Consider the following 17,200-nt stretch of genomic DNA (forward strand, 5'->3'; position numbering starts at 1 on the left):
AATCCTTGTGCTTATTGATTCACACTGCCATCTCGATCGCCTCAAAGCGGCGCCTGATCAACAAACCTTAGAACAGATTCTTGCTAATGCTAAAGCCCGTGGTGTGGACTATATGTTGTGCGTGAATGTACGCCAGCAAGGATTTGAATCGATGCGAGATAAAGTTGCAGCCTTCGAACAGGTATTTTTGTCATCGGGTGTGCATCCATTAGACGTTAAAGAAGGCCTCGATGTTGAGCAAATCCGCCGCTTTGCCACCGATCCTAAAGTGGTCGCGATTGGTGAAACGGGGTTAGATTATTTTTATGCAGACGACACTAAGCTGTTGCAACAGCAATGTTTTGAGCAGCAGATTACCCTTGCGGTCGAAGTGAATAAACCTTTAATTGTCCATACCCGTGATGCACGTGAAGATACGATCAATATGCTTAAGCAGGGCAACGCGGATAACGTTGGCGGCGTGCTGCATTGCTTTACCGAGAACTGGGAGATGGCGAAAGCGGCGATTGATCTCGGCTTTTATATTTCGGTTTCTGGCATCGTCACTTTTAAAAATGCGGGTGATCTACGAACCGTTATCCGCAAAGTGCCTCAGGATCGCCTGTTGGTTGAAACGGACTCGCCCTATTTGGCGCCGATCCCACACCGTGGACAAGAGAATCAGCCTGCCTATGTGCGTGATGTGGCTGAGTTTGTGGCAGAGCTTAGAGGTGAGCGTTATGAAGATCTTGCTGAATACACCAGCAATAACTTTTTTAATTTATTCAAAGATGCAGCGCGTTTAGTTGGCCGTTAGCAGTAAGTGCTTTGAATCACTTTATGCGATAGCGTGATTGTTAGCGTACAGGCATAAAAAAAGGCCCAAAACGATTAAAGCTGTTTGGGCCTAGGGGAATGGCTCATTGAAGAGCCGTGCGCTACAGGTGAAAGCGCCATGCAGTACGCTTTACAATAGACTCAGTGTAGTCGAGCTTTTGTCTTATAGTCGCGCTCACTTTCCCCTTTTTTAGGTTATTTATCGCTAAAAAACAGCGAAATTATAACGATTTTGTCTGTTCTGGTAGCAGTAACACTTTATCTTTCACTAAGTCTCTGGGTAGGTTGTTTTTTAACTTATTGCCTAAATGTTTCGCCATGCCTAATGGTGCACCGCCATAACAGACGATCACTTCACCTTGAGCTTTCACTGCGGTGTTTAGGGCAATATCTCGCCCCATCAAATACTCTTTCGCTTCAACATCGCTCACATCGACCGTTTTTGCGGTTGGGCTGAGCTGTTTTCCTGCTAATGCAATAATCGCTTCATGGCGGACTTTAAAGCCGTGTTTACTGTTATCGGCGAGTTTAATGCCAATACGCTGAAAGCGCATACGGCCGATAAAAGCGTTGAATTCATGCGGGAATAGCCAGAATTCATCATCGCGAACCATGATGAGTTCGTCCGGTAAGCTGATGCCTAAATCCTGCTGAAAATAGTCTTTGATCCCTTGGGCTTGTTTCGCTGATGCGGGCGTGAAGGGGAAGTTTTTCTGCAGTTTAGGCTCAGGCTGTAAACGCGGCACTGAGGCGGTTTTTTTCAATTTAGCGACAAAGAAACCTTCACTGTCGTAAATCTGTGGCCAGACATGTAAGAAGCCTTCGGGCGTTGTAGCTCGATCTGCGCCATCAAATAAATCGCTTAAGGATTCAAATTGCACCGCATCGCCGTAGACTTGCTTTAAATACTCGCACACGCCTTGGTTTTCGAGGCGGTTTAAGGTGCAGGTTGAGTAGACTAAAGTACCGCCGGGTTTCAGGGCGAGAAACGCCGATTCGATTAAGGCTTTTTGGGTTTCGCTAATCGCCAGCACATCGTCTAGGCTCCAGTGTTTTAGTGCATCGGCGTCTTTACGCACTGTGCCTTCACCGCCACAGGGCGCATCGATAAGCACGGCATCAAAACTTTCGTATAGGTATTCGCCAAATACACGGCCATCGAAATGGGTGAGGGCGCAGTGGCTCGCGCCCATGCGTAGCACATTGGCGTGTAATACTTTTACGCGGCTTGCCGAATACTCATTTGCCACTAATAAGCCTTGGTTTTGCATAAATGCGGCCATTTGAGTGGTTTTTGAACCCGGCGCGGAGGCAAGATCGAGAACGCACTGCCAATGTGCATTCGGTGTAAAAAGTGCGGTCGGCGGCAACATAGAGCTGGCTTCTTGAATGTAGAATAGGCCCTGAATGTGCTCTAAGGCATTGCCGAGTTGTTCTTCTTCGTCGTAACTGATCCAAAATCCGTCTTCACACCAAGGAATAGGATCGAACGTCCAGCCCTTAGGTTGCATCAAGGTCTTAAAGTCGTCGCTGCTGATTTTTAAGGTATTGACCCGAATTGAACGTCTAAGCGGCCTGTCGCAGGCGGCAATAAACTCGTCCATGGATAAATGGGCGGGGAGTTCTTGGGTGATTGTATCGATAAAATTTTGATTTAATTGGACCATTGATTTCATTGAACCATAGGAAAATAGACTGTGTATCAACTGGCGCGAGTATATCATAATCCCTTATTGGGTCTGAGATTTTCTCCCGAGCAGCCAAGGCTGCTATTGTGATTTAATGTTTATGCTCTGACGATTTGAGCGATATTGGAATGAGTCGCCATAAAGCTAGCACTCAGTAGCCATGAGCTAATAGAATAAAAACAAATAAAAATAAGGGGATTAGCGTGCTGAATCGCGTGTGGTTGGCTTTTTTTATCACGGCATTGCTTGCAATAGCAGTGCAGTTATTCAATGGACATATAGAAGTATTATCGGCTTCAGTCGCCGCATTATTTGCGAGTGCTAAGCTTGCCGCTGAAATTTCTCTTGGGCTGATTGGCGTGCTTTCTCTGTGGATGGGATTGATGCAGGTAGGGGAAAAGGCTGGCGTTGTCGGCGCTATTGCCTTTGTGTTTGAGCCATTACTGCGCCGTTTGATGCCTGAAGTGCCCAAGGGGCATCCCGCCTTTGGCAGTATCACGATGAATTTAACAGCGAATATCTTTGGGTTAGATAATGCCGCCACACCACTTGGTTTAAAGGCGATGCATGATTTGCAGAGTTTAAATCCGCTAAAAACCGTGGCGACCAATGCGCAAATCTTATTTTTAGTACTCAATACTTCCTCTGTGACCTTAGTGCCTGTGACGGTATTCCTTTACCGTGCCCAGCAAGGTGCCGCTGCGCCTGCGGATATTTTTTTGCCGATTTTACTGGCCACTTCTGCATCGACATTGTCGGGTTTGCTGGTTGTGGCGTTAGTGCAGCGAATTTCATTATTAAACTCAGTGGTGCTCGGTTATGGCGCCTTGATGCTCTCAGGGTTAGTGGCGAGTGGTTTTTATCTGATGACTTTAAGTGCTGATGCCATTGGCACAGTGTCGACGGCAATGGGCAATGGTATCTTGCTGTTATTGGTATTTACCTTCGTGATTGTTGCGGGCATTCGCAAGGTGGCGGTTTATGATGAGTTTATTGAAGGCGCGAAGGCGGGTTTTGCCCAATCTATCCGGCTGATCCCTTATTTGCTCGCCATGTTATTAGCGATTGGTTTACTGCGCGCATCCGGCGCCTTGGATTATCTGTTGCAGTTGATTGCCACTGGTGTGCGGATATTAGGTTTCGATACGCGTTTTGTCGATGCTATGCCGACCGCGCTGATGAAACCTTTTAGTGGCTCAGGCGCTAGAGCTATGATGCTTGAGACAATGGATCACCACGGAGTAGATTCCTTTGCGGGTCGATTAGCGGCGATTTTTCAGGGTAGTACTGAAACCACTTTCTATGTTCTCGCTGTGTATTTTGGTTCTGTGGGTATTCGCCATGGACGCCACGCCTTGGCTTGCGGTTTAACTGCGGACTTTGCGGGGATCAGTGCCGCGATTGCCGTTTGTTATTGGTTTTATGGATAAGGGGGCTAGAGTGTTGAGCGACTTAGAATGTGTCAATAATATTGCGAGAAGCTAAAAATAAATCAGGCGCATTATGCGCCTGATTTATTTGTAAGAGCTTTAATATTAGTGCGTTGGTGTAAGTATTTTGATGAAAAGAATTACTGGGCGGGTGCCCATTGCTGCCATTCGTTTTCGGCTTTGTGTTGCAATCTTAATACTGTGCCAGTCGCTAAACGATTATCCCCTTGAGTCGTGTTCTTAGTCGCCACATTGATGCCGCCAGCGAGTAAGGTTTCCAGCGAGCCCGCTTCGATTTGGGCACCAGAGAAGAGGCCGACATCGACTTTAATCCCCGAGGCATCCCAGAACTGACTGCTTTGATTCACTAAGTGACTGTACTGCGGCTCAATATGGGCCTGCATCAATACACTATTCCCCTGTGTCGATAGGCTATAACCGTCGATTTGACCGACTTTAATCCCTCGGAAGAAGATAGGTGTGCCGACTTTCATTGAGCCTAGGCTAGTATCTTCTAGAATGAATTTCAGCGCATCTTCGGCAACATTGGCATAACTGCTGGCGGCGAGGTTGGCAACAAACTGGGTCGCTTTTTGACTGCCCTTACCCGGTAAGACTCCTATGTAAGGACCTGTGATCAGCGTTTCTGGCGCTTTGATCCCCGCCAGAGAAATTTGTGCATCCACTAAATGATATTCACAGTCACTGCGGCTGAAATGTTCGGCATACTCCCCGTAGAGATATGCGCTAGCTGTGAGTGTATTGAGATCCGCATTTAGCTTCACCTGCGACACTTCACCCACTTGATGACCTTGATAGCGAATCGCGGCCTTGGCCGTCAGTTTGCTGGAGGCGGGTAATGTGAGGCGAATCGCCTGCGCCTGAGTTAATGCCAACTGCTTGCTCTCATAGAGTTTTAAGTTAGCTGCATTGCTGGCTTTGTCATTGCTATCAAGCAGTCCCAGACTGATACTGCCCTTTAATGCCCCTTGTAGCGGGGCAACAGCGACATCAATACCGGCAAGACTGGCACTGATATCAACGGCGCTGTTACGCCAGAATACTTTTGGCTTTTTCAGCAAGGGTTGAAATTGTTTGTCTATGGCGAGCTTGATAGCGAAGTCTTCGGTTTTGCTTTGCCAGTTCACTGAGTCAACTGTGCCAATTTGCATTTTTTTATAGTAAATCGGTGAGCCTTGGCTGACATCGGCGCCATCTTGACTGATTAACGTTAAATGCACTTGCTGCTGACGATCATAAAAAACTGTCGCGGCATCCACAGAGCTAAAGAGGGTCAGAGCGCTGTTAGCAGCTAAAGGTGTGTCGCTATGACCTTGGATCAAGCTAACTGCACCTTGAGTGAGCGTTGTAAAATCCCTTGCTTTGACTGAGACCCCGTCTAACGATGCGTTTACCGTTAATGCCGACTCAGGCACAAAATAGCTGTCGCTGCGTATTAGACTGGCAAACTCAGGTTGTAGCTCGAGTTGGTATTCCACCGCCGATAAATCTTTGGTTAACTTAACTGTAAGCACGGAACCAATGGGGATTTGCTTGAAGCGAACTTGAGCGCCCGCTGAAATGCCCATGTTTTCGGCTGAGGTTAAGGTCAAGAAACGCTTCTTCGATTGCAGTAAATCAGGCGCTTTGGCTTGTAAGGCAAAGCTGCTTGGTATCGCGCTTTTGGTGTTGATGCCTGGCAGGAAGTTGATCACGCTACCTGTCAGTAAGCGTTCTGGATTCTTAATGCCTGAGAGGGAAATATCAGCACCTTCAAGCCAAAACACGCCGTCGTTAGTTAACAGTGAACCGTATTGAGATTCAAATTTAGCCACGGCTGTAACACCATTGGACGTGAGTTGTTTACTTAAAATACTGCCAATATTGATGCCGCGATAAACGATGCGGGTACCTTTGTCGACACCGTTAGCGTCAGCCATGGTCAAGCTTATTTCTATGCCGCCAAGGGCGGTGGTTTCTGAATCATAAAGCGAAAAAACGTCACCGTTTTTAGCTATGTCTGCTTTATCGTCAGAGCTGAAACTCACGCCGCCAGCCAGAATGGACGCCAAACTCTCTGAACTGACTTTAACCCCAGTTAGTGAAGCATCAATTTTGACGCCAGAAACATTCCAAAAGTGAGAATTTTTCTTCACTAACCGCGCGTATTGCTCTTGAATGAAAGCGCTGATAATGACTCTTTGATTGCCATCTAAACGATAGCTGACCACGCTACCCACGGGGATTTGGCGAAAAAATATTGGCGAGCCAACATCGAGCGAACCCAGTTTATCGGAGGTCAATTCGACCATCACACCTTCTGAGCCGATTTGCATCGGCGGCGGTTGGCGTTCTGCTTCAAAAAAGGTCGAGGCATTACCTTTCCCTGGTTGGATAGCAATATAGTTACCCGAAAACAGCGCATCTAAGCCTTCAACACCTGTAATACTTGCTTTAGGTGTGACAAGCCAGAAGAGGGTTTCTTTATTCAAGAAAGGTTTAGCGCGGTAGTCCATCATGACCTTGACGTTCACACCTTTGAGATCTTCATCTATGCCAATGTCTTTAACTTTACCGACAGTTAAACCTTGGTATTTGACTAAGGTTTTACCTACATCAATCCCAGTGGCGCTCGGAAAGTGAATTTGAATTTCAACCCCCGATTCTTTAATGCTCTTAATGCCCAGCCAAGCACCTAATGCCAACGCGACAATAGGAAGCAGCCAAATGGGCGAAAAGAGTTTTTTCTTTACAACTTTCGGCGATTCAATTTGTGTCATCTTGAGGTTCCAATCGATCCCAGAGTAAACGAGTGTCTAAAACTTTTGCGGCTAACTGAGTTAACAGAATAACCAAGGCAAATGCGGTAGCCGCAGGCGCGGGTTTCGCGTCGAGTAATTGTCCCATGTTCACTAATGCCACTGTGATTGAGATGACAAATAAATCGAGCATTGACCAGCGGCCAATCCATTCGATGATGTGAAAACCCACCATCAATTTCTTTTTTGAAATCGGAATGTCAAAGCTGATCGCACACAGATAAATGGATAAGCCGATGATTTTAATCCATGGTACTAAAATACTGGCGGTAAACACTATGATGGCAATAGGCAACATATCTGAATGCACTAAATGCAAAATGCCTGAAAAAATGGTGTCGTGCCGCACTTGCCCTTGATTGGTCAGCATAGTGATAGGGTAAATGTTGGCTGGCACCAGTAAGATGGCAGCGGTAATCAACAAAGCCCAACTTTTTTGCAGGCTGGAATAGTCTCTGACTTGCAACTCAGTTTCACAGCGCTGACAGTGCGTGAGTTCACTGCTGTTGAGTTGGCGACACACTTTACAGAGACATAGGCCGATATCTTTACCTTGTTGTTTCATATCAGCTATGACCTTCCAATAACGTCCACATATGTTCTAAGTCGTATTCTCTTTGTAGAAACAAGGTCACGAGAAACAGCATAGTGAAGCAAAATGTGCCCATACCAAAATAAATGTCCGAAAAATCAGATAGCTGAAATGATGAAACTAAGAAGCTGATCACATAAATTTCCAGCATAGTGAGCTGCGATAAGACGCCATGAAATTTTAACAACTGCTTCAATGAGTTACGCCAAAAAAAGCTACTCAATCCCCATTTCACAATTAAAATCTGTGTCAATATCGATAACAGTAATAAGCCTGGACCTATCACAGCTGCGGCAAGTACGGCGACACCTACAACCCAATAGCCTTGGTCAAATACTGCAAATGCCCCTTGGAAAACCGTGGTAGTACGAATACTGCCGAAAAAGTGGATCTCGAGTACGGGTAAAAAATTAGCAGGGAAATAAAACACTAATGCCGAAATACATAGGGCTAACATACCATTCACAGAGCAGTATGGCGTGTCATAAAGTGCAGTGCTGCAACGAGGACAGATTGCTCTAACGCCGCTAGGCAAGGCACGTTTGCGGACTGCTAAATCGCAGGAGCGGCATAGGGTTACTGAATTTTCTGCTGCGTTTTCATGCATATAAAAATATATATTAGCCTAATAGGAGTAATAACAGCGAGAACGGTGCAAAGTGTCGTGCTAGTTAGCTGTTCAGCCACGTCTAGCGCTTTTATAATCTTGGCAACGAAAGTACGCTAATAATATCAGATTAATCAGAACACTTGCATCACAAGTTCAATCTATGTCACTCTAGTTACTGTATATAAAAACAGTGCGAGGGCAGTCATGGCAGTAATAACACAGTTTGTCGTGGTCAGAGAAGGGGTTGAAAAGATGACATTCACATCTAAGAAGGAGGCTGATGCCTACGATAAGATGCTCGATATCGCCGATAACCTTATCCCCTTCATTCAAAAAGCTGATTTGGGTATAGATGAAAGTGTGGGCGAAAAGCTCGCATTCTATTTTGCTAACAATAAAGATGAGCTGACGAACTTGCTTAAAGGCGCCGTTCAGGTTAATAGTACGCCAACGAATCCGCCTGCAGCGAAAAAAGCGGCTAAAAAGACCGAAGCAGCAGAATAAAATTGTTAGGAAATGTAATGAAATCGAAATTTTATGAGTCACTTAACCGTCAAGCCTTGGCCTTGTTGGAAGGGGAAGATGACCTTGTTGCGGCGATGGCGAATTTTTCAGCCTTGCTCAATGATAATTTAACTGAGCTGAACTGGGTGGGATTCTACGTCATGCGTGGCGAACAACTGGTACTTGGCCCGTTTCAAGGTAAAGTGGCTTGTACACGCATTCCGTTAGGAAAAGGTGTGTGTGGTACAGCAGCATTCACTAATCAAACTCAGCGAGTGGCTGATGTCCATCAATTTGATGGTCATATTGCCTGTGATTCTGCCAGTAATTCTGAAATCGTTGTGCCAGTTCGTGCGCAAGGTAACGTGGTTGCGGTGCTCGATATTGACAGTCCTATCTTCGATCGTTTCGATGAAGAAGACCAAAAGGGGCTGGAATTACTGGTTAAAAGTTTTGAAAACTGCCTATTTGATTAATTTGCGTACAATAACGCATAATTCATAGTCGCAATCGGTGGCGTGCGCCTTATAATATGCGCCTGCACGCATTAAGCTGGTTTGATTGGCATGCAATGAATAAGCTTAGTGTTTTGAGCTGTCAAAATTTGTTAAGGTATATTTTTTAACTTTAGTAAACGCGGCTAGGATGCTAATTTGTACGTTGACTCAATATTGAGTTTAACGAAGATAAACGACATGTAAGAAGCTGATATATATCACCTCGAATCGATGTCCCTTTTTGACTGTGGAAGTAATGATGGAATCAACAGAAAAGTTGACCGACACCAATGCAATTTTGGCGTATTTGTATGAAACATTTCCTTTGTGCTTTATTGCTGAAGGTGAAACTAAGCCATTAAAAATCGGATTGTTTCAAGATTTGGCTGAAAGGTTGGCTGATGATTCTAAAGTCAGTAAAACTCAGCTCAGAGTTGCCTTGAGACGTTATACCAGCAGTTGGCGCTATTTAAAGTGCGTTAAAGCGGGCGCACAACGCGTAAACCTGGATGGCGAACCTTGCGGCGAGTTAGAGCAAGAGCACATTGATCATGCTCAAGCCATGTTGAAAGAGAGTCAGGATAAGGCCAAAGCGAAACGTGCAGCACTTGCACCTAAGCCTGCGGCGAAGAAAGCACCTAAAAAGGTGGCTGTTCCTCAACGTCCTAAAACTGAGCGTCCTGCTAAGCCTGCGCCAAAAGCTGCAGCGCCAGTCGTCAATTATGTCCAAGCACAATTGACTGATTTAACGAAAAAACAACGCGTCAATGTTAAATTAGGTATGACACCCGTAGCCGGTGTGATTACTGACATTAACAAGGAAGATATTCATGTTCAGCTTGATAGTGGCCTAACGATTAAAGTTAGAGCAGAACATATCCTGCTGTAATCATTTATTAAAACGGAGTAACTTGTTGATGCGAAAACTCACTTTGGCTACCTCGATCGCCACTGTTTTTGTCGGATTCTCGGCTTGGGCCGTACCACCCACGATTCAAATCAGCGAGTTACCCACTCTCAAGCAGGAAGCGCAACATAAGGTTGCGAGCAAAAGGGTAACGGACTTATACACTCGTTCGCACTATCATAGATTCAATCTTGATGACGCCTTTTCTGCGCAAATTTTTGATCGTTATCTACAGCAGTTAGACTATCGCCGCAATGTGTTAACCCAAGCGGATGTCGATAGTTTTAAACCTTATGCAACCCAATTCGATGACATGCTCAGTTCTGGTGAACTTGAGCCTGCCTATAAAATGTTTGATATTGTCCAAAAGCGCCGCTATGAAGGCTTTGTCTATGCTTTATCTCTATTAGATAAAGAGATGGATTTTTCTGCGCCCGGTGATGCCTATGAGTACGACCGCGATGAGGCCGCATGGCCAAAAGACCAGACAGAAATTAATGAGTTATGGCGTCAACGTGTTAAATACGATGCACTAAATCTTAAACTCACAGGTAAGAAATGGCCTGAGATTGTTGATATCCTCCAAAAGCGTTACAACAATGCTATTAAACGGTTGATTCAAACTAACAGTGAAGACGTGTTCCAAGGCGTGATGAATGCCTTCTCCCGTAGCATTGAGCCACATACAAGTTACCTTTCACCACGCAATGCTGAACGTTTCCAAATGGAAATGAACTTGAGCCTTGAAGGCATTGGTGCTCAACTGCAACTTGAAGACGATTACACTGTCATTAAAAGTTTAATTACTGGCGGCCCTGCTGCGGGCAGTGAAAAACTGTCACCGGAAGACAAGATTGTCGGTGTCGGTCAAGAAGGCGGCGAGATTGTTGATGTGATTGGTTGGCGTTTAGACGACGTGGTCGACCTGATTAAAGGGCCTAAGGGCAGTAAAGTTGTTCTGCAAATTTTACCGAAGAAAGGCGGTTCCAATGCTAAGCCATTCGACGTTACCTTAGTTCGCGACAAAATTCGTCTTGAAGACAGAGCGGCAACCTCTAAGGTGATTGAACCTAAAGACGGCGAGTACGCAAATCGCAAAGTCGGTGTGATCCAAATTCCTGGTTTCTATATGAATTTGTCGCAGGACGTTGAAAAAGAGCTAGTGAAGTTAAACGACGCCAAAGTCGAAGGCATAGTCATCGACCTTAGAGGTAACGGTGGGGGTGCATTAACGGAAGCCGTGCTGCTGACGGGACTCTTTATCGATATGGGCCCTGTAGTGCAAATTCGTGATGCCGATGGACGAGTGTCTGCGCATCGTGATAACGACGGTAAAACCAGTTATGCAGGACCATTGACTGTGATGGTTGACCGTTACAGTGCTTCAGCCTCTGAAATTTTTGCTGCCGCATTGCAAGATTATGACCGTGCACTGATCGTCGGTGAGTCGAGTTTTGGGAAAGGCACAGTGCAGCAGCATAAGAGCCTAGGCCGTATCTACGACATGTATGAGAAGCCAATTGGCCATGTGCAGTATACGATTCAAAAGTTCTACCGTATTAATGGTGGTAGTACACAGATTAAAGGTGTGACCCCCAACATTGCTTACCCAAGTGCGTTGGAGCCGGGCGAGTACGGTGAAGCTGAAGAGAAAAATGCTTTACCTTGGGATAAAGTGCCAATGGCGCAATATGGTACGCTTAATGATGTTACGCCTGAGTTAGTGACTAGCCTTGAATCTAAGCACCTTAACCGTATAAAAAGCAGCGTAGAGTTTGCCTATATCAATCAAGATATTGCCGACTTTAAAAAGCATCACAAAGAGAAAACTGTGTCTCTGGTTGAAAGTGAGCGTATTGCTTCCCGTGAAGCCGATGAGAAAAAAGTCCTCGACAGAACAAACGAGCGTCGAGTCGCCAATGGTTTAGCACCGGTTAAATCAATGGAAGACATTAAAGACGACGCTGAATTGCCAGATGCATTTTTAGACGAAACCGCTTATATCACCTTAGATATGGCTGATGTGCAAAAAATGGCTAAAACTAGTGCTAAGTAGGCGCTAGTCGAGTCGATTTATCCGATATCAAAACGCGCTTATGGCGCGTTTTTTCTTATTTAGATCAGCGTTAAAGGGATCGAAATGACACAAGCTCAAGCAAAATACTTAAAAGATTATCAAGCGCCACTTTTTACGATAGAGACTATCGATTTAGCTTTTAATTTGGCTGGCAATGAAACCCAAGTGCAGGCGATCAGTCGTATAAAACGCACTTCAAAACATGCACAAGCCTTAGTGTTAGATGGCGAAGATTTGACCATTGTTTCACTGACTATTAATGGTGATGCTGTGCCTTACCATGTTAGTGCAGGTCAATTAGTTCTAGAAACTGAGCTTGATGAGTTTGAGCTTAACATTATCACTAAGCTCGATCCTGAAGCTAATTCGAGCCTTGAAGGGCTCTATATGTCCGATGGTGCCTACTGCACGCAATGCGAGGCAGAGGGCTTTCGACGTATCACTTATTTCCTTGATCGCCCTGATGTATTAGCTAAATACACAGTTCGTATCGAAGCCGATAGCGCCGCATTCCCGTTTTTACTGAGTAACGGTAATTTGATTGATCAAGGTGAGTTAGATGGCGGACGCCATTATGTTTGCTGGCAAGATCCATTTCCAAAACCAGCGTATTTATTTGCCTTAGTCGCTGGCGATTTTGATCTATTGCAAGATGAGTTCATTACTCGCAGTCGCCGTAAAGTGATCCTGCAAGTGTTCGTTGATAAAGGTAATTTACATAAAGCACACCATGCGATGGCATCACTTAAGAAATCCATGGCATGGGATGAGAGCCGTTTTGATCTTGAGTATGATTTAGATATTTACATGATAGTGGCCGTCGACTTTTTCAATATGGGTGCGATGGAAAACAAAGGCTTAAATATCTTTAACACTAAATATGTGCTTGCAGATACCTTAACGGCCACCGACGAGGATTATCACGGCATTGAATCGGTTGTAGGCCATGAGTATTTTCATAATTGGACAGGAAACCGCGTAACGTGCCGCGATTGGTTCCAATTAAGTTTAAAAGAAGGCTTAACGGTTTTTCGCGATCAAGAATTTAGCTCAGATTTAGGCTCTCGTGCTGTGAATCGAATTCACGCAATTAAAGTGATCAAAAATCAGCAATTTGCAGAAGATTCTGGCCCTATGTCCCATCCTATTCGTCCAGAATCTGTCATTGAGATGAATAATTTCTACACTGTGACTGTGTATAACAAGGGCGCTGAAGTCATCCGCATGATGCACACTTTGCTCGATGAAGAAAAGTTTCAGGCGGGAATGAAACTGTATTTTAAACGCCACGACGGCCAAGCTGTCACCTGTGATGATTTTGTGGCGGCAATGGAAGATGCCAGCGGCGTGGATTTAACCCAATTCCGTTTATGGTATAGCCAAGCCGGTACGCCGATTGTGACTGCGATGGACAGTTTTGATGCGCAAACGGGTGTTTATCAATTGACCCTTAAACAAAGTCTAGCGAACTGTGCATCACCGCTGCATATTCCGTTTAGCTTAGAGCTCTTAGATGCAAAGGGCCATTCTTTAGTGAATGAGATCCTCGATTTTACTCAAACTGAACAAGTGTTTAGCTTTGATGGACTCACTCATAAACCCGTCGCTTCGTTACTGCAAAACTTTTCCGCTCCCGTCAAATTACAATATCGATTCAATGTGGATCAACTCGTTCACTTGATGCGTTTTGCTAGCAGCGAAGTGGCGCGTTGGGAAGCTTCTGTGACCTTAGTGAGCCAAGCTATTTGGCAAAATGTGGCGAGTTTACAACAGCAACAAGCTATGGCTCTCGATCCCCGTGTGCGCGATAGTTTTAAAGGTGTGTTGTTAGACACTCAGCTTGATCCGGCATTGATCGCCGAAATATTAGCGATACCTACGGCTTCTGCTTTGATTGAGCAAACAGAGAATGTTGATCTAGATGCGTTAGCTTTAGCACGCGAATTTGTACTAATAGAGCTCGCTTCACATAGTGAAGATGAATTGATTGCGCTATACCGTTCTTTAGTCGCAGTAGAGAGTACGCAGGCAAGAGCCCTTAAAAATCAGTGTTTAACTTGGTTAGCTCGGGTGTCGGATGAGGCAGAGGGGTTAGTGATTTCTCAGTTCGATAACGCCAGTAATATGACGGATTCTCTTGGTGCGTTGACGGCAGCCAATGTTGGGAATTTACCTTGTCGTGATGAACTGATGACGACATTTGAGCTACGTTGGCAGGATACGCCATTAGTGATGGATAAATGGTTTATGTTGCAAGCGACCCGTGATGCAGATGATGTGATTGAGTGTTTGCGTCAGTTGCAGCAACACAAGTGCTTTAGTATGAGCAATCCAAACCGAGTGCGTGCTTTAGTGGGCAGTTTTGCTGCCGGTAATATTTATCAATTCCACCGTAGAGACGGTAAAGGTTATGCTTTCTTAACCGAATGCTTAATGACCCTTAATAAGCTCAATCCGCAGGTTGCGGCCCGTATGGTGACGCCATTGATCCAGTATCATAAATTCGACTTAGGCCGCCAAACCTTGATAAAAGCCTGTTTAGGGCAACTTTTGGCTTTGCCTGACTTATCTAAGGATATGTACGAAAAAGTCTCTAAAGCATTGGCAAAATAGCAGTTTGTAGGAGGAGGGCAGCAGTTTATGCTGCCCTGATATTATGGAACTGTATTTCAAATTATCGATCAGCTATCGAGATTTCTTACCTTATTATCAAGGGCTTGCCGATAAAGTCGAGGTTCGTGAAACTCAAGGGCGGATTTTGTGGATTAATGGCCGTCATTTTAGGCGTTTTTTAACCGAAAATGGCATTCAAGGCTATTTCAAATTGGTTTTAGATGACAAGGGACAATTTGTTTCATTAAATCGAGTTTAGTCTTAATTTGTTTATCTTTACTTAGAGCAATTACTTTAAACGGTCGGCTGATTACTAAGTTCGCTTTGTGATATTTTATTTTTAAATATGTTAATGAATTATATGATTTTTTAATGTGTTTTTATGTTTCATTCCTATTCCGCTTTTCGCTAATTTAAATCTCTCCTTTTTAGTTAACGGTACAAATGTACCTACATGCTTAATTCTTTAGAAAATTTTCTCTAACTGCGCCTTGCTCAAGGGGATTAATTGCTGTAACAATGATGTTACCTGTGAGCTAACAAGATGTTGGTTGTAATTCCTAAAACAAAGAATCCAGCAGGGTACGGAGAGCTAAAATGAAAATTGTTAAAAATAGTTTTAACAAATCGGCGCTTGCTTTGGGGGTGGCGTCGGCATTGAGTTTGTTAATGATCCCAAGCGTTAATGCAGTATCTTTTAATTGGGGAGAGGTTGAGGGCACATTTGACTCAACTTGGACTGCTGGTGCGAGCTGGCGTGTAGGGGAGCGCGATTGGGAAGGTCAAATTGGTAAGGTTAATCAACCCCAATTCGATTGGTCTAATTACAGCGCATTTGGCAATACTAAATACACTTCTGCTGAGATTTGGGCCCAGCCCGGATCGTATTCCAGTAACAATGACTTAAGTAATTTACTTTATTCTCAAGGCGATACTACGTCCGAAATCGTTAAAGGTTTGCATGAATTGTCATTGAAATACAAAAACTACGGTTTATTCGCTCGTGGTATGTATTTCTATGATCGTAAACTCAATGACGGTAATTATGATTTTAATGATCCGATAACGGGCAAAGAGTTTGACCCTTGCGAAGATAACCGTGCTTCAGAAGTTCAATGTAAAGATATTCGCTTACTCGATGCGTTTGTGTATGGCAACTTTGACCTCAACGATGGCGCTAATCCATTATCTATTCGTGTAGGTAATCAAGTGGTGTCATGGGGTGAAAGTACACTGATTGCCCATGGGATCAGTGAAATCAACGCCGTTGACTTGAACATACTTAATGCGCCAGGCGCTGAACTAAAAGAAGCGTTCAGACCTCAAGGTATGGTGTGGGCTTCCCTTGGTTTGACGGATTCATTAACGGTAGAAGCATTCTATCAATATGATTGGCAACCTATTTGGGTACCAACACCGGGTTCTATTTTTGCGACTAACGATTTTGCGGGTTTCGGTGGTTACGCTCAAAACGCTCAGCTTGGGTTTAATGCTAACCCTGACATCAATTTAGACTTTGTGATGCAAGAATACGAGCGTTTAGCGGGCATGATTGCCAGCGGCCAATCTATTCCGACACAGCAATTGGTTTCTATGGCCTTAGCCTACCCAACAAAAGTGACGCTAGTGCAGGATGAGGCAGAGCCAAGTAATGATGGCCAATACGGTATTAAGCTGGGTTATTACGCGCCTTCACTGGGTGAAACCGAATTTGGTTTTTATTTCATGAATTACCATAGCCGTCGTCCTCTTATCAGTGGTACTGCCGCCGATTTTAGCACGGGTGCACTTTTATCTGATCTGGCGACCATAGGTCAAAACTCGGGTAATATTGATCGTGAATTGCTGCTCAATTTGAAGAGTTTCTCTAAGGCGCAAATCGTTTATCCAGAAGATATCAAGCTTTACGGTTTCAGTTTCAATACCTTGGTTGGTGATACCTCTGTCGCGGCTGAAATTGCCCATCGTCAGGATGAACCACTGCAAATCGATGACGTAGAATTATTGTTTGCCGGTATGCCACAGCAGTTAGCTAACGCTGGTCTTCGTCCAGATCTCGATGGTATTTCACAGATTAAAGATGTTAAGCCGGGTGAAACCGTGGATGGCTTTATCCGTCTTGATACCACTCAGGCGCAGATGACTTTCACCCATTTATTTGGTCCAACGTTAGGTTTAGATAACTTGACCATGTTGGCCGAAGTGGGTGGCGTGTGGATCCATGATATGCCAGGTTTTGATGAGCTACGTCTCAATGGTCCTGGTACGTCACGTTCTGGCGGCAACCCAGATATGCCCGGCATCATTCAAGCCTTGCACAATGGTCCTGAAACTAACCCGTTCCCAACCGACTTTGCTTGGGGATATCGTTTAGTTGGAAAGGCGGATTTCAACAACGTATTTGCTGGGGTCAATATGTCTCCACGGGTGATTTTCTCCCATGACGTTGATGGTATTACACCTGATCCTATGTTCCTGTTCACGGAAGGACGTAAGTCTGTCGCGCTAGGCGTTAACTTCGACTATCAAAACCGTTGGGGTGCAGATATCTCCTATAACAATTTCTTTGGCGGTGTCGGTACGACGAATGCGATGGCAGATCGTGATTATGTTTCATTCAATATCAAGTATTCGATCTAAAAGGACT

At 44.7% G+C, this 17,200-nt stretch carries 13 protein-coding genes; 9 read left to right on the top strand and 4 right to left on the bottom strand.

What is annotated here, in order from left to right; translation table 11 throughout:
* Window positions 1-7: 7 nt before the first annotated feature.
* Window positions 8-796 (top strand): TatD family hydrolase, encoded by a 789-nt coding sequence (locus L5L77_RS02360; RefSeq protein WP_263191639.1) that lies wholly within the window; start codon window positions 8-10, stop codon window positions 794-796.
* Between the two features lie 241 nt (window positions 797-1,037).
* On the opposite strand, the gene rsmF is transcribed toward L5L77_RS02360, so the two are convergent.
* Window positions 1,038-2,483 carry a 16S rRNA (cytosine(1407)-C(5))-methyltransferase RsmF gene (gene rsmF / locus L5L77_RS02365; protein ID WP_263221963.1) on the bottom strand — a complete coding sequence of 482 codons (1,446 nt, stop codon included), beginning with the start codon at window positions 2,481-2,483 and terminating at the stop codon, window positions 1,038-1,040.
* A gap of 224 nt (window positions 2,484-2,707) precedes the next feature.
* Here rsmF and L5L77_RS02370 point away from each other — a divergent pair, with 224 nt between their 5' ends.
* Window positions 2,708-3,934, top strand: coding sequence for a nucleoside recognition domain-containing protein (locus L5L77_RS02370; RefSeq protein ID WP_263185383.1), 1,227 nt, complete (start codon window positions 2,708-2,710; stop codon window positions 3,932-3,934).
* A gap of 140 nt (window positions 3,935-4,074) precedes the next feature.
* On the opposite strand, the gene L5L77_RS02375 is transcribed toward L5L77_RS02370, so the two are convergent.
* From L5L77_RS02375 to L5L77_RS02385, 3 genes are read right to left on the bottom strand one after another with little or no spacing between them, the layout of a single operon-like run.
* On the bottom strand, window positions 4,075-6,714 hold the full coding sequence (locus L5L77_RS02375) for a PqiB family protein (protein WP_263185382.1): 2,640 nt from the start codon (window positions 6,712-6,714) through the stop codon (window positions 4,075-4,077).
* The gene (locus tag L5L77_RS02380; protein WP_028759757.1) at window positions 6,701-7,318 is read right to left on the bottom strand and encodes a paraquat-inducible protein A; all 618 of its coding nucleotides are present in this window, start codon (window positions 7,316-7,318) and stop codon (window positions 6,701-6,703) included. The genes L5L77_RS02375 and L5L77_RS02380 overlap by 14 nt, the downstream gene beginning before the upstream one ends.
* Before the next feature lies 1 nt (window position 7,319).
* The gene (locus L5L77_RS02385; RefSeq protein WP_263185381.1) at window positions 7,320-7,952 is read right to left on the bottom strand and encodes a paraquat-inducible protein A; all 633 of its coding nucleotides are present in this window, start codon (window positions 7,950-7,952) and stop codon (window positions 7,320-7,322) included.
* 207 nt (window positions 7,953-8,159) lie between these two features.
* Between L5L77_RS02385 and L5L77_RS02390 the strand changes: the two genes are divergently transcribed.
* The 7 genes from L5L77_RS02390 (at window position 8,160) to L5L77_RS02420 (ending at window position 17,193) form a co-directional block, all read left to right on the top strand.
* The gene (locus L5L77_RS02390) at window positions 8,160-8,459 is read left to right on the top strand and encodes a YebG family protein (protein ID WP_105252655.1); all 300 of its coding nucleotides are present in this window, start codon (window positions 8,160-8,162) and stop codon (window positions 8,457-8,459) included.
* A 17-nt stretch (window positions 8,460-8,476) separates the two neighbouring features.
* The gene (locus tag L5L77_RS02395) at window positions 8,477-8,935 is read left to right on the top strand and encodes a GAF domain-containing protein (RefSeq protein WP_028759760.1); all 459 of its coding nucleotides are present in this window, start codon (window positions 8,477-8,479) and stop codon (window positions 8,933-8,935) included.
* 280 nt (window positions 8,936-9,215) lie between these two features.
* Window positions 9,216-9,845: an RNA chaperone ProQ gene (gene proQ / locus L5L77_RS02400; RefSeq protein WP_028759761.1), complete on the top strand. Its 630-nt coding sequence runs from the start codon at window positions 9,216-9,218 to the stop codon at window positions 9,843-9,845.
* A gap of 28 nt (window positions 9,846-9,873) precedes the next feature.
* Entirely contained in the window at window positions 9,874-11,919 is a 2,046-nt protein-coding gene (prc, locus tag L5L77_RS02405) for a carboxy terminal-processing peptidase (RefSeq protein WP_263221964.1), read from the top strand.
* An 84-nt stretch (window positions 11,920-12,003) separates the two neighbouring features.
* Entirely contained in the window at window positions 12,004-14,553 is a 2,550-nt protein-coding gene (gene pepN, locus L5L77_RS02410; protein WP_263221966.1) for an aminopeptidase N, read from the top strand.
* A gap of 43 nt (window positions 14,554-14,596) precedes the next feature.
* Window positions 14,597-14,812, top strand: a complete 216-nt coding sequence (locus L5L77_RS02415; RefSeq protein ID WP_028759764.1) for a DUF2835 domain-containing protein — start codon at window positions 14,597-14,599, stop codon at window positions 14,810-14,812.
* Between the two features lie 338 nt (window positions 14,813-15,150).
* Complete coding sequence (locus L5L77_RS02420) at window positions 15,151-17,193, top strand: DUF1302 domain-containing protein (RefSeq protein ID WP_105252651.1); 2,043 nt, start codon at window positions 15,151-15,153, stop codon at window positions 17,191-17,193.
* Window positions 17,194-17,200 lie beyond the last annotated feature (7 nt).

Source organism: Shewanella sp. SM29 (assembly GCF_025654245.1).
Classification (GTDB): Bacteria; Pseudomonadota; Gammaproteobacteria; order Enterobacterales; family Shewanellaceae; genus Shewanella; species Shewanella oncorhynchi.